This is a genomic window from Lachnoclostridium sp. Marseille-P6806, from assembly GCF_964238185.1.
Classification (GTDB): Bacteria; Bacillota; Clostridia; order Lachnospirales; family Lachnospiraceae; genus Brotaphodocola.
Genome location: NZ_CAXSLG010000008.1, coordinates 145868 through 169066 on the forward strand (window position 1 = coordinate 145868; position 23199 = coordinate 169066).

The following is a 23199-nucleotide window of genomic DNA, read 5'->3' on the forward strand; positions in this document are numbered from 1 at the left end:
GTGAAGGAACCAGAAAATGATGAAAAAATTCCAAAAAGGGCTGTCCGCTGCAGTGCTGCTTTTGCTGCTGTGTTTGGCTGGCTGCGGGGTCCGGGAAACAAAGCAAGAGGGAGACAGGCTGCAGGTAGTAACCACCGTGTTTCCCTATTATGATTTTACACGGCAGATAGCTGGTGAGGAAGTGGAACTGACTATGGTGGTGCCTGCGGGAATGGACAGCCATTCCTTTGAACCAACTCCGGCAGATATGCGCCTGATTCAAAATGCAGATGTTCTGATCTGCAATGGAGGTGCAATGGAGCACTGGTTGTCAGAGGTTCTGGAGGCCATAGACACCTCGGAAATGACTGTAGTGACCATGATGGACTATGTGGATACTGTTGAGGAAGAGATGGTAGAAGGCATGGAGGAGGGGCATGGACATGGAGATCATGAGCATGAGGCATTTGAACTGGATGAGGATGGGCATAGGGAAGAAATTGAGTATGATGAGCATATCTGGACCTCTCCGGTCAATGCCATGAAGATGACAAGGGTGATCTGCGATGTGCTGTCAGAGGCAGATCCCATTCATAAAGCCATCTACAAAGACAGAGAGGAAGCCTATCAGAAGGAGCTTCAGGATATTGATGAGGGATTTCGTCAGGTGTCAGAAAACAGAAAACGCAGCATGATTATTGTAGGGGACAAATTTCCGTTTCGATATCTGGCAGAGGAGTACCGACTGGATTACCGGGCGGCGTTTTCCGGATGCAGCACGGATACAGAGCCCAGTGCCAGAACCATAGCCTATCTGATTGATAAGGTCAGGGAAAAGCAAATTCCCGCAGTGTATTATCTGGAACTGAGCAGTCACCGGGTTGCCGAGATTATTGGAGAGGAAACCGGGGTTCAGCCGCTTTTGCTGCACTCCTGTCATAATGTAACAAGGGCGCAGTTTGACGGCGGAATTACCTATGCAGAGCTGATGCGCCAGAATGTGGAAAATCTGAGAAAAGGACTGGATGAATGAAACCATTGATAACCTGTGAGCATGTGGATTTTGGTTACGAAAACCATGATGCTGTAATTGATTTAAACCTGGAGATCTACCCAGGAGATTACCTTTGTGTAGTGGGGGAAAACGGTTCTGGAAAAAGCACCCTTGTAAAAGGTTTGCTGGGGCTTTTAAAGCCTACGTCAGGTACCATCAGGACGGCAGAGGAACTGAAAAACAGCGGAATCGGCTATCTTCCCCAGCAGACAGCGGCACAGCGGGATTTTCCTGCAACCGTCTGGGAGGTGGTGCTGTCAGGAACTCTGGGAAGAAGAGGGAATCGCCCGTTTTATGGGGCTGGAGAGAGAAAAATGGCCGGTTCTGCCATGAAGCGGCTGGGAATTGAGAATCTGAAAAGCAAGTGCTACCGGGAGCTTTCCGGCGGACAGCAGCAGAGAGTACTGATAGCCAGAGCCCTTTGTGCATCAGAAAAAATGCTGATTTTGGATGAGCCGATTACAGGGCTGGATCCGTCAGCGATTGAGGAATTTTATGGAATGATTCGCCGTCTGAATCAGGAAGACGGGATTACGATTGTTATGGTGTCTCATGATATTCGTAATGTTATTGGAGAGGCAGGGCGGATCCTTCACCTGCAGAGAAGAGTGCTGTTCTGCGGCACAGTGCAGGAATACCGGAATACTGAGGAAGGACGCCGGTTTGCAGGAGGTGAAGAGGCATGATACAGGAAATGATGTCCTATCCTTTTATGGTTCGGGCTGTGTTAGGCGGCGCGGCGGTTTCTCTGTGCGCGGCGCTTCTGGGAGTCAGTCTGGTGCTTCGCCGGTATTCTATGATAGGAGACGGTTTGTCTCATGTCTCGTTTGGAGCGCTTTCGATTGCTATTGCTTTGGGCTGGTCTCCTTTAAAGGTATCCATTCCTCTGGTGATTATAGCGGCATTTTTCCTTTTGAGAATTACCGAAAATGGAAAAGTAAAAAGTGATGCGGCGATTGCTGTGCTGTCTGCAAGTTCTCTTGCAGCGGGAATTGTTGTCACGTCTCTGACTACAGGAATGACTACAGATATCAGCAGCTATATGTTCGGCAGTATTCTTGCTATGAGCAGGGAGGATGTGTTTTTCAGCTGCCTGCTGTCGTTGGTGGTATTTGGCATGTTTGTGCTGTTTTATAATAAGATGTTTGCCGTTACTTTTGATGAAAGCTTTGCCAAGGCGGCAGGCGTGAAGGTAGAGCGGTATAATGTGGTGATTGCAGTTCTGACAGCAGTAACCATTGTTCTGGGAATGCGAATGATGGGAGCCATGCTGATTTCCAGTCTGATTATTTTCCCGCCGCTGACTGCCATGCGGCTGTTTCGCAGCTTCCGCGGTGTGGTTGTGTGCTCCGGGGTTCTTGCTGTAGTTTGTTTCTGTATCGGTATTGTGATTTCCTACGGGTTTTCCACTCCGGCAGGGGCAAGCGTTGTGCTGGTGAATCTGGCTGCATTTCTGATTTTTGCAGCTGTAAAGAAAATAAAGGAAGGGTGAGTGGAAGAACTATGAATGTAATTCAGAAAAAACTGTTTCGTTTGCAGAGCCATTTATCCCAGACACAGTACATTGCCTATGGTTTTATGGGAATTATTTTGATGGGAAGCCTGCTTTTGATGCTGCCGGTTTCCAGCAAAAGCGGAACCGTGACGCCATTTTTGGAATGTCTGTTTACAGCAACCAGCGCTTCCTGTGTGACAGGGCTGATTGTTTATGATACCTGGACCCACTGGTCCATATTTGGCCAGCTGGTAATCCTTACCATGATTCAGATTGGTGGTCTTGGATTCATTACCATTGGTGTATTTCTGTCCATTGTACTGCGGCGGAAAATTGGTCTGAAGCAGCGGGGCCTGATGCAGGAAAGTGTCAATATGCTGCAGATTGGCGGAATGGTGAGGCTGGCCCGGAAGATTATTCTGGGAACCCTGATTTTTGAAGGAGCAGGGGCGATTCTGCTGGCTTTTCGGTTTATTCCTCAGCTGGGAGTTGGAAGGGGAATTTATTATGGAATTTTCCATTCGATTTCAGCTTTCTGCAACGCCGGTTTTGATTTGATGGGATGGCAGGGGCAGTACAGCTCTCTAGTAAATTATTATGATGACTGGATTGTAAATCTGGTGATAATGTCTCTGATTGTTATTGGCGGTCTTGGGTTTATTGTGTGGGACGATATCAGCCGCAACGGCCTGAAATTCCGCAGGTATATGCTTCATACAAAGATTGTGGTTCTGACAACGGCAGTGCTGATTTTTGGCGGAGGATGGCTGTTCTATCTGTTTGAGAAAAACAGCCTGATTGCAGACATGAGCGTCAGCGGCAAGCTTCTTTCCAGTCTGTTTAGTTCAGTAACAGCCAGAACTGCTGGTTTTAATACGGTAGATACCGCAGCTTTAAGCGATGCCAGCAAGCTGCTTACGATTATTCTGATGTTTATCGGAGGCAGTCCGGGTTCAACGGCAGGCGGCGTAAAGACAACAACGATCGTAGTGATGTATCTGTATCTTCATTCCAATATTCAGCGCACCTATGGTGTCAATGCCTTTGGCCGCCGTCTGGAGGAGGATGCAATTAAGCGAGCCAGCGCTATTTTTATTTTGAATCTGACTTTGGCGCTGGCAGTAGCTGTTTATATTATGGCAGCTCAGCAGCTTCCTATGCAGGATGTACTGCTGGAAACATTTTCAGCCATTGGTACTGTAGGAATGTCTACAGGAATTACCAGAGCGCTGGAGCCGATGTCACGGATTCTGATTATCTTTCTGATGTACTGCGGCCGGGTAGGAAGTATGTCCTTTGCCCTGTCCTTTACCCAGAATAAACGGGTGGCTCCTGTGCGTCAGCCGGAGGAGAAAATTACCATTGGTTAGGAAACGGGGCTCTGGTTTGGAGCCGGAAATACAGAAAAGAAGCCAGAAGGAGGAATTTGGCAATGAAATCAATTCTGATTATAGGAATGGGGCGTTTTGGACGCCATCTCTGCAAAAATCTGTCTCAGCTGGGCAATCAGGTGATGATTGTAGATGAGAAAGAAGAAAATCTGGAAGAAATGCTTCCTTATGTGGTCAGTGCGAAAATTGGTGACTGTACCAATGAAAATGTGCTGAAAAGCCTGGGAATCTCCAATTTTGATCTTTGCTTTGTCTGCATTGGAACGAATTTTCAAAGCAGTCTGGAAATTACCAGTCTGGTGAAGGAACTGGGAGGCCGTCATGTAGTCAGCAAGGCAAACCGGGACATTCATGCCAAGTTTCTTCTGAGAAATGGCGCAGACGAGGTAATTTATCCGGATCGGGATATTGCGGAGAAGCTGGCTGTGCGCTACAGTGCAAATCATGTGTTTGACTACATTGAGCTGACAGAGGAGTATTCGATTTATGAGATTCCGCCTCTTCCTGAGTGGACTGGAAAGACCATCAAGGAGCTGGATATTCGAAACCGATATGGAATCCATATTCTGGGAACCAAGGCAAACGGGAAAGCCAAGCTCATGCCAGGAGCTTCCTATGTGATTTGCCAGGAAGAGCATCTGATGGTTATTGGCAAAAAAGAAGATGTAGATCGGATTTTAAAAGCGCTGCCTTAGAGTGGCGCTTTTTTCTTTTTATTAGGTAAAACAGATTGACAATTTTTTTAGATTCGTGTATGATTACAGCGTAAAACAAGAATGAATAGAGGACTTTTCAAAGTCTTTTCTTTTTATGAAAGGGTTAGTTAATGCTAACAAAAAAGGCGACGGGAAAAAGATTTCTGAAAGGAGGGCCATATGTCTTTAAATGAAAAAAAGAACTATATTTTAAATGAACTGAAAAAGAATGGATATCGGATTACTACCCAGAGGAAGGTGCTTATTGATATTATTCTGGAGGATGAGTGCAGTTGCTGCAAGGAAATTTACTACCGGGCATCAAAAAAGGATGGATCGATTGGCATGGCAACCGTTTATCGAATGGTAAAAACTTTGGAGGAGTCAGGGCTGATTCACAGGAAAAATATGTATCGAATTGAGTGCGAGGGATGCCCGCAGTTTTTGAAAAACGCGGAAACTCAGCCGTTATACTGATTGACTTTCAGCGCCATTTGTGACACAATAGAATATTGTAGCATGAAATCCGGCTTATGCCGGCATAAATATAGAGCAGAAAAGAAAAGAGGGGAAACGAAATGACAAAGATTGATATTATTTCCGGATTTCTGGGTGCAGGAAAGACGACATTTATTAAAAAGCTTTTGGAAGAGGCCATTGCCGGTGAGCAGGTGGTTCTGATTGAAAATGAATTTGGAGAAATTGGTATTGACGGCGGATTTTTAAAAAACTCCGGCATTGAGATTCGTGAGATGAATTCCGGATGTATCTGCTGCTCTCTGGTAGGAGATTTTGGAAAATCTCTGGAGGAGGTATTGACCCGCTATCAGCCAGAACGTGTGATTATTGAGCCTTCTGGAGTTGGCAAGCTGTCTGATGTGATGAATGCTGTTCGGGATGTAGCAAAGAATCTGGAGGTAAGACTGAACAGCGCAGTGACGATTGTGGATGCCTGCAAGTGCAAAATGTATATGAAGAATTTCGGTGAATTTTTCAACAACCAGGTAGAGAATGCAGGAACGATTGTTTTAAGCCGAACCGATGTGGCGGATGCTAAAAAGGTGCAGGCAGATGTGGAGCTGCTGCGTGCTCACAACAGCAGCGCATCGATTGTCACCACTCCGGTAGAACAGCTTACGGGAAGCCAGCTGCTGGCTTTGATTGAAAAACCGGATACCATGATGGAGGAACTGCTGGCTCAGGTTGAGGAAGAGCATCATCACCATGAACATGATGAGAACTGCACCTGCGGCTGCCATGATCATGAGCATCACCATGAGCACCATCACGACGAGGAGTGCGGCTGTCATGACCATGAGCATCACCACGAGCACCATCACGACGAGGAGTGCGGCTGTCATGATCACGAGCATCATCACGAGCACCATCATCATGAGCATGACGAGAACTGCACCTGCGGCTGTCATGACCACGACCATCATCACCATCATCATGCAGATGAGGTGTTCAGCAGCTGGGGGCTGGAGAATGTGGATGCCTGCAGCCGGGAGGAGCTGAAGACTGTTTTAGAGGAGCTTGCTCACGGAACTGCATATGGCACGGTTCTGCGCTCCAAGGGAATGATACCCAGCACAGAGCCGGGTGAGTGGCTGTATTTTGATTTGGTTCCTGAGGAATATGAAATCCGTACCGGGGCTGCAGATTATACAGGAAAAGTCTGCGTTATTGGATCAAACCTGAATGAAGAGGCTTTAAGCCGGGCATTTGGAAGAAAATAAACCGGAAAAGAAGATAAGTGAAAGCAGGAGCGGAGGAAGAGCAATGGGACCGATGATTGAGGATGATATTACACCGGTATTTTTGATTAATGGATTTCTGGAAGCCGGAAAAACAGAATTTCTGTCCTTTACAATGGAGCAGGATTATTTTCAGACAGAGGGAAAAACCCTTCTGATTGTCTGTGAGGAAGGTGATACGGAGTACGATGAGGAACTGCTGAAGGAAACCAGAACCTCTGTGGTTTATGTGGACAGTCTGGAAGAAATTTCTCCGGATCGGCTGACGGAGCTGGAACTACTTTACAATCCGGAGCGGGTTTTGATAGAATGGAACGGCATGTGGAACCAGGAAGATCTGAAGCTGCCTGTAGACTGGACCATTTATCAGCAGATTACGATTGTGGATATGTCCACCTTTGATTTATATGTGAAAAACATGAAATCACTGTTATCTGCCATGGTGCGTAATTCTGAACTTGTGATCTGCAACCGGTGTGATGGAATTGAGGATCTGGAACGGTATAAGAGAATGCTGATGTCCATGAACACCAAATGTGAGATTGTGTTTGAGGATGAAAACGGAGAGATTGACGAGATTTCAGAAGAGGATCTGCCCTATGATCTCAATGCTCCTGTAGTGAAGATCAGTCCAGAGGCCTACGGAATCTGGTATATTGACTGTATGGATAAGCCGGAGAGGTATGTGGGAAAGGTTGTAGAATTTACAGCAATGGTACTGAAATCTCCGGAATTCCCCAAAAATTATTTTGTTCCGGGCCGTATGGCTATGACCTGCTGTGCAGATGATATGACATTTCTTGGATATATCTGTAAATCAAGAGATGCCAGACATCTGGAGACAAGGCAGTGGGTAACTGTGCGGGCCAGAGTGGAAGTAGAGTTCTGGAAGGACTACGACGGAGAGGGGCCGGTGCTTTATGCGGAAGAGGTAGTTCCGGCAGAACCGATTGAAGAAGTAGTACAGTTTGGATAAGGATTGGACGTATCTGCCAGAAATAGAAGATGTGCTGAAATACAAAAACAGGGAATGGCGCCAGCCAGGAAGGCTGGGGCATCCCCTGTTTTTTGCTGTAAGAAACATGCTCCATCCCTGTTCTTTAGAGAACGGTCTTCAGAGCAGCAGGGCTGTATCAGTGGATTAAGGTACCTGCTTTTCCGTCAATGCTTTCCAGCGCTCTGGAAAGAGTCGTGATAATGGCGCTGCGGCCCTTGCCGGCCTTAATAAAGGAAACGGCAGCTTCAATTTTGGGAAGCATGGAAGCAGCTTCAAAATGTCCCTGGCGGCTGTATGTCTCAGCCTCTTCTACAGTCATAGTGGAAATGGGCTGTTCGTCGCTTGTCCCGTAGTTCAGAGAAACATGGTCAACACTGGTAAGGATCATGAGAACATCAGCGTCCACCTCTTTTGCAAGAAGTCCGCTGGCTAAATCTTTTTCGATTACAGCGCTGGCACCCTTCAGATCCAGCCCCTGCTCCATGACAGGAATACCGCCGCCTCCGCAGGAGATTACAACCTGATCTGCATCTAACAGGGCGCGGATTGCATCAATTTCCACAATGGCAACCGGTCTGGGTGCAGAAACGATACGCTGAAAGCCTTTTCCGGGAATCTCTGTAACATGATTTCCCCGGGCCTCCTGAATCTGGGCTTCCTCAGCATTCATCATACGTCCTACTTTTTTTACTGGATTATAAAAGGATTCGTCATAGGGATCGGCTGTAACCTGAGTCAGGATGGTGGAAACAGGTTTGTAGATACCGCGTTTGAGAAGTGCGGAGCGGATTCCGTTCTGCAGATCGTATCCGATATATCCCTGGCTCATAGCAGAGCAGACTGACATGGGCGCGGGAGTATATCCTTCTTCCGGATGATTCTGGCACAGCTCATTCATGGCTGTGTGGATCATACCTACCTGAGGAGCATTGCTGTGGACAACAGCAACCTGCCATCCCGTCTGAATAAAATCTGCAATGACCTGGGCTGTAGGTCCAATAGCTGCCTTCTGTTCAGGAAGATTCGTTCCCAGGGCATTGTGTCCTAAGGCTATCACAATTCTTTTTTTTGCCATAATAAGATACCTCTTTCTGTTGAAAGTGTCACAATAACAGGTAACAGTTCAGCCTTGCGGGATTCAGTCAAGAAAACTCGTTGAAAGTTTGCTTTCATAAGAGTTTTAATGCCTGAATCCACATAAGGCAAACGCCTAAGGCTTCTTGCCCGCTGTAAGCGGGCAAGAAGATGCAAGGCTGAAATGTTACAATAATAGTAACATTATAGTGTTTTCACTGGAAAAATGCAACTGGTTTGTGTTATACTGAAAATACTGTGACAGATGGAAGCATGACAAAGAAAAGCTTGCAATCTGGAACGCAGCAGTTGCGGGAGAAAGGAACAGAGGTGCCGGTATGGCAGATAAAATAAAAAGGGTTCTTCTGTTGTTCTGGCATATGATTTGGCCGCTGCTTCTGTATGAGGCAACGGGAACCCTGGTTCGATCAGAGCTTGCTTTGTTGTTTCCGGAAAAGGAACCGGAGCAGCTGGCTCTTCCGGCTATGGGGGTGACAGCTGCTGCAGCCTGTGTGTTTCTGGGAAAACTATATCAGGAACAGTGCTGCAGTACTCAGAGCAGAGGAAAGAGAAGGAAGAAGGATTATTTCTTGCTGTTTGCCTGGTCGGCGGCAGCTGGAGCAGGGAGCTGCCTTTTATTTAACAGTCTGATTCTAAGCATTCCAGGGCTGAGAGCTGGTGCCAAAGAGGTGTCTCGCCTGATTTACAGACCTTCTCTAACCGTTCAGCTTCTTTGTACAGGCCTTGTGATTCCTTTGGCAGAGGAGCTTTTGTTCCGGGCTGTGGGATACAGAAATCTGCGTAGGGAACTGCCTGTTTCCGGGGCAGCGGCGGTTTCGGCGCTCTGGTTCGCCCTGTTTCACGGGAACCCGGTTCAGGGAACTTATGCATTTCTGACAGGACTTTGTCTGGCACTTCTATTTGAGTGGACAGACAGTTTGAGGGCAGTATGGAGCTTTCATGCTGCAGCAAATCTTGTTTCTCTTGCAGCTACGGAGATAGGGGAACGAATAGAGGCACAAGCGCCTCGGGCGTTTTTTCTTTGTCTGGGGGCAGCAGGAGGGATGCTGCTTGTATGGTCATTTTACAGAATTAAAAATAAGAGAGGATGGAAGACGTGAAATTATTATCCATAGCAATTCCTTGTTATAATTCAGAAGCATATATGCGTCATTGCATTGAAAGTCTGCTTCCCGGAGGGGACGAGGTAGAGATCCTGATTGTTGATGATGGTTCTCAAAAGGATCGCACAGGTCAGATTGCAGATGAGTATGAAGCTCGCTATCCGGGAATCTGCCGGGCGATTCATCAGGAAAACGGCGGCCACGGAGCTGCTGTTAATGCAGGTCTGAGAGAGGCTACCGGAATTTACTTTAAGGTCGTAGATAGTGATGACTGGGTAAATGAGGAGGCGTACAAAGAGGTTTTAGAAACTCTGCGTTTTTTTGTTATGGGAAATCAGACTCTGGATATGCTGATTACCAATTTTGTTTACGAAAAACAAGGAGTGAAGCACAAGCGGGTTATGCAGTACCGAACTGCTCTTCCCAAGCGTCAGCTGTGCACCTGGAAGGATGTAAAGATGTTTATGCTGGGTCAGTACATTCTGATGCATTCTGTTATTTACCGTACTGGAATGCTGAGGGACTGCAGTCTGGAGCTTCCAATGCATACCTTTTATGTAGATAATATTTTTGTATTCCAGCCCCTTCCTTATGTGAAGACATTTTATTATCTGGATGTGAATTTTTACCGTTATTTTATCGGCAGAGAGGATCAGTCGGTCAATGAAAAGGTGATGATTGGCCGGATAGATCAGCAGATTCGTGTAACAAAGCTGATGCTGGGCTATTACCATGAATCAAAAATTTTCAGCTGGAAGCTTCGCCATTATATGGTTCGATATTTGGAAATTATGATGACGGTATCCTCGATTCTTGCCATTAAATCGGGGATGGAAGAAAATATGGAGAAAAAGAAGGAGCTGTGGCACTATCTTCGAAAAATGGATTTGGCGCTGTTTCTTCGCCTGCGCTGGGGATTCCTGGGTCAGAGCATGAATCTGCCTGGAAAAAGCGGACGAAATGTATCCATTGCCGGATATAAGATCAGCCAGAAATTCTTTGGATTTAATTAAAAGAAGCATGATTTCTTGATTTTATTCTTTGAATTAAAAAAATTAAAAAAAGTGTTGACAATTGACACAATAAAGGTTATACTGTCTAGGCAGTCTTGAGTGAGACATCACTTAAGACGCCGGATATGGGGTCTTAGCTCAGCTGGGAGAGCATCTGCCTTACAAGCAGAGGGTCATAGGTTCGAGCCCTATAGGCCCCATACCTTAACTGAATATGGCGGAATAGCTCAGTTGGCTAGAGCATACGGTTCATACCCGTAGTGTCGAGAGTTCGAATCTCCCTTCCGCTACTTATAATTCCTTGAAGAATCAAGGGTACTGAAAAGAGACACGTTTCCAACAAGATGAAGCGTGTCTTTTTTGTATGGAAGTACCAAGTTTATGAAGTGACTAGTAACAAACAATGATATAGAACAATCAGCCTGACATTACTGTTACTATTCTTTTCATAGATGTTTTTCTAAACATCACTGTCAAAGACGAGTTTATATGATTTTTCTAACGAAAAAACAACTCTATTTTTCCTCATATTCAAAATGTTCTTTTTGTAAAAGATATTCTTTTAATATCAAATTAATATATTGAGAAAAAGAACGATCATCTTTATCCGCCAAATCTCTTATCTGTTCGATAATTGTTGAATCAAGGGTAATACTGACTTTTGTTTTTAATGGTTTCATAACTTTACTCCTTTTATTTCAATATACCATTTTGTCATATAAAATATTGACAAGTAAGATAAAGTAGGATAAAGTAGGATTATATAAAACATAGGAGGTTTCAGGTATGAAATTAGCAAAAGTAGTGTTAGTAACAGCAATATGTTCTGTCTCATTATCCGTAACCGCATTTGCAGGAACGTGGAAAACAGGTGCAAATGAAAATGCAAATCGCTGGTGGTATGATAACGGAAATGGAACATATGCCAAGGATGGTTGGAATTGGATTGATGGAAATAGTGATGGAATAGCAGAGTGCTATTATTTTGATGCGGATGGTTGGATGTTAGTAAATACAACAACTCCAGATGGCTATCAAGTAAATGAAAATGGTGCATGGATAGAAAATAATATTATAAAGACATCTGATTTAGGACAAAAAAACAGCAACGCAAATACATCAATAATGCCTAACGAAGGTCTATATCTATATTACAAAGCAGATATATTTGACGAGAACTCTCAGACATTGGCATGTAGTGGTCAAGTGTATGATGGAACAAGTGATTCACTGAATCAAATTTTGGAGAATGACCGATATCCATATCAGCTCTTGGCAGACCCTAAGTGGGAATTATGTGTAACAGATGTAACTGAAAATAGTTTTATGCTGCGTGATGCTGAAGATTTACCCAATGGAGGAATCTTTACAAAAGACGGGAATAAATGGGTAAATTCCTTCAATCGAACCTATGAAGATTGGTCTAAACAAGATAATTTAATTGATATTCCAGTTGAAAATAGAGACCCTGATGAATATTATGAAATTATTGACGAAAATACTTTTATTTATCACAATACATACTCCGTTATAGATACAGAAACGGGAATTCCCACGGGACAATTATACACAGAAATCAGAACCTACAAGAGAGCAGAATAAAAATGTATTATCAAGAGGTTGATGGACACAAGAGTCTATCAACCTCGTTTGGTATTATGGGTTATTCTCAGCCATACAAAAATCTGTCAAGAACAGGCTTTCGTTTGTAATCACAAATTCTTGACAGATTTTTCTCATAATTCACTAAATATTGAAAAATAGGTTTGAGTACCTTTTTGAGTACCTTGATACGTGAGGACGTGCAAATCCTTTCTTTTCTAAGTATTTGTGAGAGACTATGAGAGTTCGAATCTCCCTTCCGCTATTTATAATCCCTTGAGTTATTCGGGGGATTTTTTTGTATTACAGGAAAGAGTGTTCTATGATAGAACCAGAGAAAAAGGCTTATAAAAAGTTCAGAATAAAAAATAAAAGTTCGGAATAAAAAAATAAATTGCTTGACAATCGGCACAATAAAGGTTATACTGTCTAGGCAGCCTTGAGTGAGACATCACTTAAGACACTGGATATGGGGTCTTAGCTCAGCTGGGAGAGCATCTGCCTTACAAGCAGAGGGTCATAGGTTCGAGCCCTATAGGCCCCATACCTTAACTGAATATGGCGGAATAGCTCAGTTGGCTAGAGCATACGGTTCATACCCGTAGTGTCGAGAGTTCGAATCTCCCTTCCGCTACTTGAATCCCTTGAGTTGTTCAAGGGATTTTTTGTGTCATAGGAAAGTTTGTCCTATGACATAAAAACGCTCCGCGAGGATCACCATGGGTTGGAAGAGAATTTGGCTGATGAGACGACCCGCCGTAGGCGGAGAAGCTCGCAGGTACGTAGCTTTCTTATATAAAAAAGTATTTCGTTTGCAGAAATTGCCATATGGTGGATGTTTATTTTTAAGAAAAATTACATAGATTAGATAGAAAAATTTTATTGTACTCTGTTCTCGGGTGTGCTATAATCCGAAAAAACAAGTTGATTAGGCAGAAAGGAGAGTCAAGTGAAAACATTGTTAAAAAAGTATGGGCATGTATGGGTGCTGTCATACGCCTTTCTGTACCTGCCGTGGTTTCTTTATCTGGAGCAGACTGTGACGGGAGATTATGCGGTGATGCATACAGCTTTGGATGATTATATTCCATTTAACGAATATTTTATTATTCCCTATCTGTTCTGGTTTGTTTATGTGGCAGGGGCAATTGCGTATTTCTTTTTTACAAACAGGCAGGATTATTACAGACTGTGCGGTTTTTTGTTTGTGGGAATGACCATCAGTCTGATTATCTGTACCTTTTTTCCAAATGGAACAGATCTTCGGATAGAGGTAGATCCCCAGAAGAATTTCTGCAGCTGGCTGGTTTCCATGCTTCATGTGGCAGATACCTCTACCAATGTATTTCCCAGTATCCATGTATACAATTCTGTGGCCGTTCACTGTTCTGTGATGAACAGTGCAGCTTTGCGGGATAAAGTATGGCTGAGGCGGGGGTCCTTTGTGACTATGGTTCTGATTTGTATGTCTACTGTGGTTTTAAAGCAGCATTCCGTACTGGATGTGGTAGGCGCGCTGATTCTGGCATATCTGATGTATCCTCTGGTGTACGAGACAGATTATGCGGCTGCAAGAAAAACCGCGGGACAGAAAGTAATAAGCTGAATATTTAAAAACAGGAAAGGCTGTAGGACAGAAAATGGTTCTGCGGCTTTTTTCTTTCAAAAAAGAGTTTATATAAATTTTCTTAGTTGTTTTCCGGATTTTATGTTATACTCTATTATAGTATACAGTGGGAGGTTTTCCATGTACTATTTTATCGTGAATCCGGACGCACATTGCGGACAGGGCGAAAAAATATGGAGAAGACTGGAACGCAGGCTTTTGCGGTCCGGAACAGAATATCAGGTGTTGATGACAGAAGCCAGAGGAGATGCCTGCCGTTTTGCAGAGGAGCTTTCCAGAAACTGCAGAGAGCCGCGGACAATTGTGATTGTAGGCGGGGATGGAACGGTGAATGAGGTGATCAACGGGCTTTCTTTCAGCAGCAGGATTACAGTCGGCTACATTCCTATGGGAATGGGCAATGATTTATCCAGAGGGCTGAAGCTGCCGAGAAGTCCCTACAGATGTCTGAAGCGGATTATGAATCCCAGACAGTTTGTAGAGCTGGATTATGGCATTCTGTCTTATGAGCTGGAAGAACCAGTCCATCGCCGTTTTGCAGTCAGCAGCGGAATTGGGCTGGACGGGGCAGTCTGCCACAACATTTTGACTATGGGCAGAAAAACTAGGCGGATTGTTGGAAGCTTTGGACGGATGTTTTATATCCTTATGGGGTTAAAGCAGCTGCTTGTGACAAAGCCTGCATCTGGCTATCTTTTGCTGGACGGAGTGAGGCGGGTGGAATTTAATCATATTTATTTTATATCATCCCACATTCACCCCTATGAAGGGGGCGGATTTCAGTTTGCTCCCAGGGCAGATTCCTCAAATGGAGAGCTGGAGATCTGTGTTGTTCATGGTACGTCCAGACTTCGGCTTCTTCCGGTTCTGACAGATGCCTGGTTCCGAAAAATCGGCCGTCACAGAGGCGTAAGGTTTTTCCGGTGCAAGGAGGCGCAGATCCATGTAAACAGACCGCTTCCGGTTCATGCAGACGGAGAGAGCTGTTGCTGCCAGACAGATATTCACCTGCGGTGTGTTTCCAGAAAGCTGCGGTTTATTGTCTGAGGAAAGAAATTAAAAAAGGAGAATATCATTATGAGAATCGGACAGGGATATGATGTCCATAAGCTGACAGAAGGGCGGAAGCTGATTCTGGGAGGCGTAGACATTCCCTATGAAAAGGGGCTGGCAGGCCATTCTGACGCGGATGTTCTGGTTCATGCCATTATGGATGCGCTGCTGGGAGCAGCGGCGCTGGGAGATATTGGACAGCATTTTCCGGATACAGATCCGGCATATAAGGGAATATCCAGCATGAAGCTGCTGGAAAAGGTAGGGGAATTGTTGGAGGAATCCGGGTATGCAGTGGAGAATATTGATTCTACCATTATTGCTCAGAGACCGAAGCTGGCGGCCTTCCGCCCGCAGATGGCAGAAAACATCGCTCATGCGCTTCACCTGGAGACGAATCAGGTCAGCGTAAAGGCAACTACTGAAGAGGGGCTTGGATTTACCGGATCAGGAGAAGGCATTGCTGCCCAGGCTGTGGCGCTTCTGTCCCATATGCGGGATTTTGTCAATGACAGCCGGACTTTAGGAGGCGGCTGCTCAGGCTGCTGTCAGGAAGCGTAGCCATTAATTGTGGTAGCAGGCTGGTTTCATCAGGGGAAAGAAGGCTGATGGCAGCGCTGGAGCATTGGCGAAAGCCATAAAAAGCAAGGGAGAAAAATTTTAGGAAAGGAAAAACGAGGATATGTACCAGATGTGTACCTATTTTTCGTGAAAGCAATCAGTATTATGAAAATATTTAATACCTTATCCAGAAGAAAAGAAGAGTTTGTTCCGCTGACACCGGGACAGGTAAAGATGTATGTGTGTGGACCAACGGTTTATAATTTCATCCACATTGGAAATGCCCGTCCCATGATTGTGTTTGATACAGTACGGCGGTATTTTGAATATAAGGGATATGAGGTGAACTTTGTATCCAATTTTACCGATGTGGATGATAAGATTATCAAGAAGGCCATTGAAGAGGGCGTGGATGCAGATACTATTTCCAGCCGGTATATTGCAGAGTGCAAAAAGGATATGGCTGATATGAACGTTAAGCCGGCCACGGTTCATCCTCAGGCAACCCAGGAAATCTGCGGTATGCTGGAGATGATCCAGACACTGATTGACAAGGGCCATGCTTATGTGGCAAAGGACGGTACTGTATATTTCCGTACATCCTCTTTTGCAGATTATGGCAAGCTGTCTCATAAGAATCTGGATGAGCTTCAGTCAGGATTCCGTGAACTGAAGGTAACTGGTGAGGATGATAAAGAGGATCCGTCTGATTTCGTGCTTTGGAAGCCGAAAAAAGAGGGTGAGCCTTACTGGGAGTCTCCCTGGTGCCAGGGACGGCCGGGCTGGCATATTGAATGCTCTGTGATGTCTAAAAAATATCTGGGAGATCAGATTGATATCCATGCAGGCGGTGAGGATCTGATTTTCCCCCATCATGAAAATGAGATTGCACAGTCTGAGGCAGCCAATGAAAAGCCGTTTGCCACCTACTGGATGCACAATGGCTTCCTGAATATTGACAATAAAAAGATGTCCAAATCTCTTGGAAATTTCTTTACAGTCCGTGAAATTGGTGAAAAATACGATCTCCAGGTGCTTCGGTTCTTTATGCTGAGCGCCCATTACCGCAGCCCTCTGAATTTCAGTGCAGATTTGATGGAAGCATCGAAAAACAGTTTGGAGCGGATTTTGACAGCAATGGATCGTCTCAGAGATCTGGATGGAAAGGCTTCCGGAGATGTGCTGACAGAGAAAGAACAGGCAGATGTGGCAGCTGCAAAAGAGCTGATTGCTAAGTATGAGGCTGCCATGGATGATGACTTCAATACAGCAGATGCAGTTTCTGCAGTATTTGAGCTGGTTAAGTTAAGCAACAGCACAGCCTGTGAAACCAGCAGCAAAGCATATGTGGATTATCTGAAAGACACCATTGCAAGGCTCTGCGATGTTCTGGGAATTATCACAGAGCGGAAGGCTGATGCTTTGGAAGCGGAGATTGAAGAGATGATTGCTGCCAGACAGCAGGCCAGAAAGGAAAGAAATTTTGCTCTTGCCGACGAGATTCGTCAGAAGCTTCTGGATATGGGCATTATTCTGGAGGATACCAGAGAGGGTGTGAAATGGAAGAGAGCATAAAGATTCCATCTCTGATGAAGGAAGCGCTCCAGTTGGAGCCTATAGATGTGTGCAGCTATTCTCCTCTGGCTCTGGCCTATATGGGAGACGCAGTGTACGAGGTTCTCATTCGTACAAGAGTGATGAACCGGGGCAGTATGCAGGTGAATAAGATGCATAAAAAAAGCGCCAGTCTGGTGAAGGCGGAGGCGCAGGCCAGGATGATACAGGCGCTTCAGGAGGAGCTGACAGAGGAAGAAACAGCTGTCTATAAACGGGGGCGCAATGCCCATTCCGCTTCATCTGCCAAGAATGCGTCTATTCGGGATTACAGAATGGCTACAGGATTTGAGGCCTTGGTTGGATACCTGTATCTGACCGGGCAGTATGAGCGGCTTTTAAAGCTGGTACATGACGGATTAGAGAGGATTGGAGAATTTTCATGAGATACGAAGAACTGACCATAGAGGGGCGCAATGCAGTAATGGAAGCATTCCGCTCCGGAAAAACCATTGACAAGCTGTTTGTTCAGGACGGATGCAAGGACGGGCCGGTTCAGAGCATTGTCAGAGAGGCAAGAAAGCACGATGCTATTATTTCTTTTGTACCGAGAGAACGTCTGGATCAGATGTCGGAAACAGGAAAGCATCAGGGTGTGATTGCCTATGCGGCAGCCTATGAGTATGCCCAGGTAGAAGATATGCTGGAGGCAGCCAGAGAAAAGGGAGAACCGCCCTTCCTCTTCCTGCTGGATGGAATTGAGGATCCGCACAATCTGGGAGCTATTATCCGTACTGCCAATCTGGCAGGGGCGCATGGCGTGATTATTCCCAAGCATCGGGCGTCCGGACTGACAGCTACTGTAGCCAGAACCTCAGCAGGGGCGTTAAATTATACGCCTGTGGCCAAGGTGACAAACCTGGGAAGCACCATCGAGGAATTGAAAAAGCAGGGAATGTGGTTTGTCTGCGCAGACATGGGCGGAGAAATGATGTACCGCATGAATCTGAAAGGGCCTATCGGTCTTGTTATTGGAAATGAGGGAAGTGGAGTCAGCAGACTGGTACGGGAAAAATGTGATATGACGGCATCGATTCCTATGAAGGGAGATATTGATTCCCTGAATGCCTCTGTTGCTGCCGGTGTTCTTGCTTATGAGATTGTCCGGCAGAGAATCATGGGATAGAGGTGCAGTAAGCAGTACAACAGGATAGAGTTTTTGGAAGCCGGGCAGTGAGGCAGTAAAAGGAGTATGATAAGTATGAAAAAGCATAGAGTTTTTTTTCTGGCCGCAGCAGCAGGCGCAGTTCTGTGCCTTTGTCAGGGACCGCAGTCACAGGCATGGGCGCAGGTTCGGACACCCCAGGCAGCAGGAACGGCAGTCTATGGCAACGGGATTGCTGTTCTGGATGCTTCTAATGCAGGGGAAGGCTACTGTATGATCCGCTATACCGGCGGAGTTCCGAAAATCAAGGTTCAGATTTCCAATGGAGCAGTGATTTATACTTATGATCTGAATGCAAGAAATGCCTATGAGGTTTTTCCTTTTTCTGAGGGAAACGGCAGCTATTCCGTGAAGGTTTTTGAACAGGTATCAGGGAATCAGTATTCTCAGGTTATGAGCCAGAATGTCAATGTATCTTTGAAGGATGAATTTTCGCCGTTTCTGTATCCAAATCAGTATGTAAATTTTACAGAAAACAGTGCGGCCGTTTCTCTGGCACAGCAGGTAACATCAGGCGCAGTTGATGAGATTGGGAAGGTAAAGGCCGTTTATGAATATGTTGTTGGGAATATGAATTATGACTATGCAAAGGCTCAGTCTGTCCAGTCTGGCTATCTTCCCAATGTGGATCAGGTGCTGGCATCAAAAACAGGAATTTGTTTTGACTATGCAGCAGTTATGACAGCCATGCTCCGTTCTCAGGATATTCCGACGAAGCTTGTTGTAGGATATACAGGGGACGTATATCATGCATGGGTGGATGTTTATATTAAGGAAATGGGCTGGGTGGACAATTTCATTTATTTTGACGGAGTCAGCTGGAAACTGATGGATCCCACTTTTGCCTCTTCTGGTGGAAATACGGACGCAGTGAAGCAATATATCGGAGATGGAGCTAATTACCGAAGTAAATATTCCTATTAGAGGTGACTGGGGATGGAAGAGAAGAAAAAGAAAAAGAGCGGAATTTATTCAGCAGGGAACCTGTCGGCATTTTGCCTGCAGGTTTCTCTGCTTTTATCATCAGCAGTTCCTCTGGATGAGGGGCTTTCTGTTATGGCAGAGGATGCCCGTACCCAGGAGGAAAAGAAGCTGCTTCAGGGGCTTGCTGAGGATGTGGAGCTGGGAGAACCCCTGTTTTCGGCTTTGGAACGGACAGGAGAGTTTCCTTCCTATGTAGTGAAAATGGCAAAGCTGGGACATCAGACAGGGACCCTGGATCAGATGATGAAGGATTTGTCTGTGTATTATGAAAAGGAATTTCAGCTTATGCGGAGTATTCAGAATGCACTTACCTATCCTGTGATAATGGTTTTTATGCTGCTTACAGTCCTGTTTGTGCTGTTTACCAAGGTAATGCCGGTATTTGAAGGAGTGTATGAGCAGCTGGGGGCACAGATGTCACCTTTATCCCAGACAGCCATTCGTTTTGGAGGAATTTTCAGCGGTGGGGCACTGATTCTTTCCGGGATAGCAGCGGCGGCTGCTCTGGCAGTATGGACGGCTTCCAGATTTGGAAAAACATTCCGTCTGGCAGAAAAACTGACAGAGAGTATGAAACGAAGGAGCAGACTGGCTTTGGCCGTGGCGGGACGCCGGTTTACATCCGTTCTGGCTCTGACTCTCCGCAGCGGTATGGAGCTGGAAAAAGGAATGGAGTTGGCGGGAGAACTGGTTGAGAACAGTCTGGTGGAAGAAAAACTGAAGGAATGCGCGGAGGATTTGGAATGCGGAGCAGGATATTATGAGGCAATGAAGAAAACAGGTCTTTTCAGCGGATTTCATATTCAGATGATACGGGTAGGTGCAAGAAGCGGAAGTCTGGATCAGGTGATGGAGAAGCTGTCCGATGATTATGAAAAAGAGGCGGAGACAGCGATTGATACCATGGTTGCCAGATTTGAACCGACGATGGTAGCGGTACTGGCAGTGGCAGTAGGACTGGTACTGTTGTCTGTTATGCTTCCGCTGGCGGGAGTTTTGTCAGCCATCGGTTAGGAGATGCCATGAGAAAAAAATGTGATTTTAAAATGTGGTTCAGCCTGACAGGCTCTGTGGCCGTGGTACTGGCAGCGGCAGCCCTTATGACAGCAGGAGTATCACAGTTATCCCGCAGAACAGAGGAAGAGGGGGCCCGGAATCTGGTTCAGGCAGTGCGCAGAGCCTCGGTTCAGTGCTATGCCATAGAGGGGAGATATCCGCCAAGTGTAGAATATCTGGAGGAAAATTATGGGATAGCTATTGACCGTGAGCGTTATCATGTGTTTTATGAAGGCTTTGCGTCTAATATAATGCCGGATATTACAGTGTTTCCGGTGTCTGAGCTGGAAGAACAGGGGGAGTAGCAGATGAACCAGAAAAAGAAAACTGCAGGAGCAAGTGTGAATCTGCTGTTTACTATGCTGCTGTTTCTTGTGTTTTTGCTTTGCGCTTTGTTTACCGTTCTTTTTGGAAGCAGAGTTTATGAAAATATCAGCAGCCGGTCAGAGAATAAGGATACGGGAAGCGTAGCTCTGCACTATATTGCCAATAAGGTGCGTCAGGGAGACCGAGAAGGAGCAGTCGATGTGATTGATGTAGACGGAACTCCGGTTCTGGAATTGATTCAGAGCGCAGGCCAGGTGGATTATTATACCTGGATTTACTATCGGGACGGCAGTATCCGTGAACTGTTTACCAGAGAAGGAACAGAGCTGGGGCTGGATGATGGACTGGAAATTATGGAGTGCAGCGGACTTCGCCTCTCGAAAGAAGGATCCCTGATAGAGGCGGAAACTCTGGGAGAAGGAGGCGGACGGATGGTTCTCTCTGTCAGAAGCGGAGGTTTCGCTTATGAATAAAAAGAATAGTTCCGGCTCAGGAATGTTTATGCTGGAGATGATTATGGCAGTCTTCTTTTTCCTGCTCTGCTCTGGCATCTGTGTCATGGCTTTTGTGAAAGCAGATCGTATGAGTCACTTGGCTCAGGACACAAACCAGGCTGTGATGATAGCAGAAAGCATGGCGGAAACATGGAAAGTCGGGGGAAAAGAGCTTCTGGAGGAAAAGACAGGAGCTATTTCTTCAAAGTCGGAAGAAACAGAAAAGGATGAGGATTCCCAAAGCTCTGTCTGTACGGTGTACCTGGATCAGAAGGGGGAGCAGGCTGCAGCTGAATCAGATGTATTTTTTATGGGAATTCTGTCTCAGAAGGAAAAGAACGGTCTGGAGACGGCAGAGATTACGGTTATTCGACAGAGGGATCAGAAGCAGCTGTTTACTATGACCACAGCCAGATATGTGCCGGAACAGGCAGAGTAAGGAGAGGGATGGAATGAGAAAACAGGCAAATATCGGGACGACCTCCCTGATTTTAATTTTTGTAATTCTCTGTCTGTCCACATTTGGTCTTTTGTCTTTGAGCAGTGCAAAAGGAGATTTGAGTCTGGCAGAGAAAAATGCAAAGGCGGTTCAGGCCTATTATGAGGCAGACGCTGCAGGAGAGACCTTTGTCCAGATGGTCCATCAGGTTTTCCGGGAAGCGAAAGAGCAGAAGCTGGCCGGGGCTCGGCGGGAGGATTATTTCAAGGAGAAGCTGGGAAGCTATTATCTTGACGGTCTGGTGCAGACGGATATCGGAATGGAATTCGGACAGGCTTTGCATATTGAGCTTCGGCCAGAGGCGGATGAGGAATACAGGATTCAGAGCTGGTATGTATATAACCGGGAAGAGTATGAAATTGACAGGTCCATGCCTGTCTGGACAGGGGAAATGCCCTGATAAGGAAGGCTGCTCAGAGTGCGGTGGTTCAGATGAGGAATAGGACAGGAAGAACAATTTAGGAGAAGGGGAAAGCGGATGATTGAAGAAATTTTAAAGCAGGCAGTGGCGGAGCATGCATCTGATATTTTTTTAATACCCGGCATGGCTTACGGCTTTAAGCTGGGCGGAACCATTGTACATAAAGGAGAAGAAAAAATTTTTCAGGAGGAAATGAACCGGCTGATTACTGAGCTGTATCACACGGCAGGGGAACGCAGCATGGAGCGGGTAACGTCCTGCGGAGATGATGATTTTTCCTTCGCAGTACCGGGAGTAGCCCGTTTCCGGGCCAATGTATTTCGACAGCGCAATTCGCTGGCTGCGGTTATTCGGGTAGTGAATTTTGAACTGCCGGATCCAAAGGAGCTTCATCTGCCCCAGACAATTATAAATATAGCAAAAATGACAAAGGGGCTGGTATTGGTGACAGGGCCGGCCGGAAGCGGAAAAAGCACAACCCTGGCCTGTGTCATTGATGAAATTAATAAAACGCGAAATGCCCATGTGATCACTCTGGAGGATCCCATTGAATATCTGCACCGCCATAAAAAAAGCGTAGTGACCCAGAGAGAAATCGGCACGGATACGGAGAGCTATGTCAGTGGGCTGCGGGCCTCTCTTCGTCAGGCTCCAGATGTAATTCTTCTTGGAGAAATGCGGGATTTTGAAACGATTAAGACTGCGATGACGGCAGCGGAGACAGGACATCTGGTAATTTCTACTCTTCATACAGTGGGAGCGGCCAACACGATCGATAGAATTATTGACAGTTTTCCGCCAGATCAGCAGCAGCAGATCCGGATTCAGATCTCCATGGTAATGCAGGCGGTGATTTCTCAGCAGCTGATTCCGACAACAGACGGAAAAGAAATTCCTGCTTTTGAAATAATGTTTTTAAATAATGCAATTAGAAATATGATTCGGGAAGCAAAGATTCATCAGATTGACAGTGTAATTTCTACGGCTCAGGAAGAGGGGATGATTACCATGGATGCCAGTCTGATACAGCTTTACAAGAACGGGAGGATCAGCCGGGAAAATGCTGTTATTTACAGCAGCAACAGTGAATTGATGGGAAAGAAGCTGAACAGGATTTAGCGGACAGATGAAAACGCTCCGCTAGGAACGCCATGCGGCGGAAGAGAATTTTGTCGCAGAAGCGACCCGCCGCAGGCGGAGAAGCTCGCTTGCGAGCT

At 45.8% G+C, this 23199-nt stretch carries 26 protein-coding genes and 4 tRNA genes; 28 read left to right on the forward strand and 2 right to left on the reverse strand.

Annotated features, from left to right (window positions below):
* Window positions 1–16 precede the first annotated feature (16 nt).
* The 8 genes from ACESON_RS11820 to ACESON_RS11855 all read left to right on the forward strand — a co-directional run bounded on the left by ACESON_RS11820 (window position 17) and on the right by ACESON_RS11855 (window position 7347).
* On the forward strand, window positions 17–1012 hold the full coding sequence (locus ACESON_RS11820; RefSeq protein WP_373110060.1) for a metal ABC transporter substrate-binding protein: 996 nt from the start codon (window positions 17–19) through the stop codon (window positions 1010–1012).
* Window positions 1009–1719 (forward strand): ATP-binding cassette domain-containing protein, encoded by a 711-nt coding sequence (locus ACESON_RS11825; RefSeq protein ID WP_177959783.1) that lies wholly within the window; start codon window positions 1009–1011, stop codon window positions 1717–1719. Before ACESON_RS11820 ends, ACESON_RS11825 begins: the two co-directional genes overlap by 4 nt.
* The gene (locus tag ACESON_RS11830; protein WP_177959784.1) at window positions 1716–2525 is read left to right on the forward strand and encodes a metal ABC transporter permease; all 810 of its coding nucleotides are present in this window, start codon (window positions 1716–1718) and stop codon (window positions 2523–2525) included. The genes ACESON_RS11825 and ACESON_RS11830 overlap by 4 nt, the downstream gene beginning before the upstream one ends.
* A gap of 11 nt (window positions 2526–2536) precedes the next feature.
* Entirely contained in the window at window positions 2537–3898 is a 1362-nt protein-coding gene (locus tag ACESON_RS11835) for a potassium transporter TrkG (RefSeq protein ID WP_177959785.1), read from the forward strand.
* A gap of 62 nt (window positions 3899–3960) precedes the next feature.
* Window positions 3961–4614, forward strand: coding sequence for an NAD-binding protein (locus ACESON_RS11840; RefSeq protein ID WP_177959786.1), 654 nt, complete (start codon window positions 3961–3963; stop codon window positions 4612–4614).
* A gap of 180 nt (window positions 4615–4794) precedes the next feature.
* Entirely contained in the window at window positions 4795–5091 is a 297-nt protein-coding gene (locus tag ACESON_RS11845; RefSeq protein ID WP_177959787.1) for a transcriptional repressor, read from the forward strand.
* 101 nt (window positions 5092–5192) lie between these two features.
* A complete protein-coding gene (locus ACESON_RS11850; protein ID WP_373110063.1) occupies window positions 5193–6353 on the forward strand; it encodes a CobW family GTP-binding protein in 1161 nt (386 codons plus the stop codon).
* Window positions 6354–6396: 43 nt separating this feature from the next.
* The gene (locus ACESON_RS11855; RefSeq protein ID WP_373110066.1) at window positions 6397–7347 is read left to right on the forward strand and encodes a GTP-binding protein; all 951 of its coding nucleotides are present in this window, start codon (window positions 6397–6399) and stop codon (window positions 7345–7347) included.
* Window positions 7348–7504: 157 nt separating this feature from the next.
* On the opposite strand, the gene arcC is transcribed toward ACESON_RS11855, so the two are convergent.
* Window positions 7505–8443: a carbamate kinase gene (gene arcC / locus ACESON_RS11860; protein WP_177959059.1), complete on the reverse strand. Its 939-nt coding sequence runs from the start codon at window positions 8441–8443 to the stop codon at window positions 7505–7507.
* 337 nt (window positions 8444–8780) lie between these two features.
* Between arcC and ACESON_RS11865 the strand changes: the two genes are divergently transcribed.
* The 4 genes from ACESON_RS11865 (at window position 8781) to ACESON_RS11880 (ending at window position 10869) form a co-directional block, all read left to right on the forward strand.
* The gene (locus ACESON_RS11865; protein WP_373110069.1) at window positions 8781–9563 is read left to right on the forward strand and encodes a lysostaphin resistance A-like protein; all 783 of its coding nucleotides are present in this window, start codon (window positions 8781–8783) and stop codon (window positions 9561–9563) included.
* Window positions 9560–10579 (forward strand): glycosyltransferase family 2 protein, encoded by a 1020-nt coding sequence (locus tag ACESON_RS11870; RefSeq protein ID WP_373110071.1) that lies wholly within the window; start codon window positions 9560–9562, stop codon window positions 10577–10579. Before ACESON_RS11865 ends, ACESON_RS11870 begins: the two co-directional genes overlap by 4 nt.
* Window positions 10580–10706: 127 nt before the next feature.
* Window positions 10707–10779 (forward strand) — tRNA-Val (locus tag ACESON_RS11875).
* Window positions 10780–10795: 16 nt separating this feature from the next.
* Window positions 10796–10869, forward strand: a tRNA-Met gene (locus tag ACESON_RS11880).
* Window positions 10870–11094: 225 nt separating this feature from the next.
* Here the strand turns inward: ACESON_RS11880 and ACESON_RS11885 are convergent.
* Window positions 11095–11259, reverse strand: coding sequence for a toxin-antitoxin system protein (locus tag ACESON_RS11885; RefSeq protein WP_373110073.1), 165 nt, complete (start codon window positions 11257–11259; stop codon window positions 11095–11097).
* Window positions 11260–11365: 106 nt separating this feature from the next.
* Between ACESON_RS11885 and ACESON_RS11890 the strand changes: the two genes are divergently transcribed.
* The 16 genes from ACESON_RS11890 to ACESON_RS11965 all read left to right on the forward strand — a co-directional run bounded on the left by ACESON_RS11890 (window position 11366) and on the right by ACESON_RS11965 (window position 23101).
* Window positions 11366–12181: a hypothetical protein gene (locus tag ACESON_RS11890; RefSeq protein WP_373110075.1), complete on the forward strand. Its 816-nt coding sequence runs from the start codon at window positions 11366–11368 to the stop codon at window positions 12179–12181.
* Between the two features lie 471 nt (window positions 12182–12652).
* A tRNA-Val gene (locus tag ACESON_RS11895) sits at window positions 12653–12725 on the forward strand.
* 16 nt (window positions 12726–12741) lie between these two features.
* Window positions 12742–12815 (forward strand) — tRNA-Met (locus ACESON_RS11900).
* A gap of 315 nt (window positions 12816–13130) precedes the next feature.
* Entirely contained in the window at window positions 13131–13787 is a 657-nt protein-coding gene (locus ACESON_RS11905) for a phosphatase PAP2 family protein (RefSeq protein WP_177958580.1), read from the forward strand.
* A 141-nt stretch (window positions 13788–13928) separates the two neighbouring features.
* Window positions 13929–14855 carry a diacylglycerol kinase family protein gene (locus tag ACESON_RS11910; RefSeq protein ID WP_177958579.1) on the forward strand — a complete coding sequence of 309 codons (927 nt, stop codon included), beginning with the start codon at window positions 13929–13931 and terminating at the stop codon, window positions 14853–14855.
* A 30-nt stretch (window positions 14856–14885) separates the two neighbouring features.
* The gene (gene ispF / locus ACESON_RS11915) at window positions 14886–15422 is read left to right on the forward strand and encodes a 2-C-methyl-D-erythritol 2,4-cyclodiphosphate synthase (RefSeq protein ID WP_177958578.1); all 537 of its coding nucleotides are present in this window, start codon (window positions 14886–14888) and stop codon (window positions 15420–15422) included.
* Between the two features lie 165 nt (window positions 15423–15587).
* Entirely contained in the window at window positions 15588–16997 is a 1410-nt protein-coding gene (gene cysS, locus ACESON_RS11920; RefSeq protein WP_373110078.1) for a cysteine--tRNA ligase, read from the forward strand.
* On the forward strand, window positions 16982–17422 hold the full coding sequence (locus ACESON_RS11925) for a ribonuclease III domain-containing protein (protein ID WP_177958576.1): 441 nt from the start codon (window positions 16982–16984) through the stop codon (window positions 17420–17422). The genes cysS and ACESON_RS11925 overlap by 16 nt, the downstream gene beginning before the upstream one ends.
* Window positions 17419–18162, forward strand: a complete 744-nt coding sequence (gene rlmB, locus ACESON_RS11930; RefSeq protein WP_177958575.1) for a 23S rRNA (guanosine(2251)-2'-O)-methyltransferase RlmB — start codon at window positions 17419–17421, stop codon at window positions 18160–18162. The genes ACESON_RS11925 and rlmB overlap by 4 nt, the downstream gene beginning before the upstream one ends.
* Before the next feature lie 66 nt (window positions 18163–18228).
* A complete protein-coding gene (locus ACESON_RS11935) occupies window positions 18229–19125 on the forward strand; it encodes a transglutaminase domain-containing protein (RefSeq protein WP_177958574.1) in 897 nt (298 codons plus the stop codon).
* 12 nt (window positions 19126–19137) lie between these two features.
* Complete coding sequence (locus tag ACESON_RS11940) at window positions 19138–20199, forward strand: type II secretion system F family protein (RefSeq protein ID WP_177958573.1); 1062 nt, start codon at window positions 19138–19140, stop codon at window positions 20197–20199.
* A gap of 8 nt (window positions 20200–20207) precedes the next feature.
* On the forward strand, window positions 20208–20546 hold the full coding sequence (locus tag ACESON_RS11945) for a hypothetical protein (RefSeq protein WP_373110081.1): 339 nt from the start codon (window positions 20208–20210) through the stop codon (window positions 20544–20546).
* A gap of 3 nt (window positions 20547–20549) precedes the next feature.
* On the forward strand, window positions 20550–21041 hold the full coding sequence (locus ACESON_RS11950; RefSeq protein WP_177958572.1) for a DUF4860 domain-containing protein: 492 nt from the start codon (window positions 20550–20552) through the stop codon (window positions 21039–21041).
* Window positions 21034–21501 carry a hypothetical protein gene (locus ACESON_RS11955; RefSeq protein ID WP_373110082.1) on the forward strand — a complete coding sequence of 156 codons (468 nt, stop codon included), beginning with the start codon at window positions 21034–21036 and terminating at the stop codon, window positions 21499–21501. Before ACESON_RS11950 ends, ACESON_RS11955 begins: the two co-directional genes overlap by 8 nt.
* 13 nt (window positions 21502–21514) lie before the next feature.
* Complete coding sequence (locus ACESON_RS11960; protein WP_373110085.1) at window positions 21515–21961, forward strand: hypothetical protein; 447 nt, start codon at window positions 21515–21517, stop codon at window positions 21959–21961.
* A 78-nt stretch (window positions 21962–22039) separates the two neighbouring features.
* Window positions 22040–23101, forward strand: a complete 1062-nt coding sequence (locus ACESON_RS11965; protein ID WP_373110087.1) for a type IV pilus twitching motility protein PilT — start codon at window positions 22040–22042, stop codon at window positions 23099–23101.
* Window positions 23102–23199 lie beyond the last annotated feature (98 nt).

Coding starts and splice junctions, on each gene's coding strand:
- ACESON_RS11850 (WP_373110063.1), top strand. CDS start 5,193: ATGACAAAGATTGATATTATTTCCGGATTTCTGGGTGCAGGAAAGACG.
- ACESON_RS11955 (WP_373110082.1), top strand. CDS start 21,034: ATGAATAAAAAGAATAGTTCCGGCTCAGGAATGTTTATGCTGGAGATG.
- ACESON_RS11830 (WP_177959784.1), top strand. CDS start 1,716: ATGATACAGGAAATGATGTCCTATCCTTTTATGGTTCGGGCTGTGTTA.
- ACESON_RS11925 (WP_177958576.1), top strand. CDS start 16,982: ATGGAAGAGAGCATAAAGATTCCATCTCTGATGAAGGAAGCGCTCCAG.
- ACESON_RS11940 (WP_177958573.1), top strand. CDS start 19,138: ATGGAAGAGAAGAAAAAGAAAAAGAGCGGAATTTATTCAGCAGGGAAC.
- ACESON_RS11965 (WP_373110087.1), top strand. CDS start 22,040: ATGATTGAAGAAATTTTAAAGCAGGCAGTGGCGGAGCATGCATCTGAT.
- ACESON_RS11945 (WP_373110081.1), top strand. CDS start 20,208: ATGAGAAAAAAATGTGATTTTAAAATGTGGTTCAGCCTGACAGGCTCT.
- ACESON_RS11820 (WP_373110060.1), top strand. CDS start 17: ATGATGAAAAAATTCCAAAAAGGGCTGTCCGCTGCAGTGCTGCTTTTG.
- ACESON_RS11960 (WP_373110085.1), top strand. CDS start 21,515: ATGAGAAAACAGGCAAATATCGGGACGACCTCCCTGATTTTAATTTTT.
- ACESON_RS11825 (WP_177959783.1), top strand. CDS start 1,009: ATGAAACCATTGATAACCTGTGAGCATGTGGATTTTGGTTACGAAAAC.
- ACESON_RS11885 (WP_373110073.1), bottom strand. CDS start 11,259: ATGAAACCATTAAAAACAAAAGTCAGTATTACCCTTGATTCAACAATT.
- ACESON_RS11950 (WP_177958572.1), top strand. CDS start 20,550: ATGAACCAGAAAAAGAAAACTGCAGGAGCAAGTGTGAATCTGCTGTTT.
- ACESON_RS11910 (WP_177958579.1), top strand. CDS start 13,929: ATGTACTATTTTATCGTGAATCCGGACGCACATTGCGGACAGGGCGAA.
- ispF (WP_177958578.1), top strand. CDS start 14,886: ATGAGAATCGGACAGGGATATGATGTCCATAAGCTGACAGAAGGGCGG.
- cysS (WP_373110078.1), top strand. CDS start 15,588: ATGAAAATATTTAATACCTTATCCAGAAGAAAAGAAGAGTTTGTTCCG.
- rlmB (WP_177958575.1), top strand. CDS start 17,419: ATGAGATACGAAGAACTGACCATAGAGGGGCGCAATGCAGTAATGGAA.
- arcC (WP_177959059.1), bottom strand. CDS start 8,443: ATGGCAAAAAAAAGAATTGTGATAGCCTTAGGACACAATGCCCTGGGA.
- ACESON_RS11935 (WP_177958574.1), top strand. CDS start 18,229: ATGATAAGTATGAAAAAGCATAGAGTTTTTTTTCTGGCCGCAGCAGCA.
- ACESON_RS11835 (WP_177959785.1), top strand. CDS start 2,537: ATGAATGTAATTCAGAAAAAACTGTTTCGTTTGCAGAGCCATTTATCC.
- ACESON_RS11855 (WP_373110066.1), top strand. CDS start 6,397: ATGGGACCGATGATTGAGGATGATATTACACCGGTATTTTTGATTAAT.
- ACESON_RS11890 (WP_373110075.1), top strand. CDS start 11,366: ATGAAATTAGCAAAAGTAGTGTTAGTAACAGCAATATGTTCTGTCTCA.
- ACESON_RS11840 (WP_177959786.1), top strand. CDS start 3,961: ATGAAATCAATTCTGATTATAGGAATGGGGCGTTTTGGACGCCATCTC.
- ACESON_RS11865 (WP_373110069.1), top strand. CDS start 8,781: ATGGCAGATAAAATAAAAAGGGTTCTTCTGTTGTTCTGGCATATGATT.
- ACESON_RS11845 (WP_177959787.1), top strand. CDS start 4,795: ATGTCTTTAAATGAAAAAAAGAACTATATTTTAAATGAACTGAAAAAG.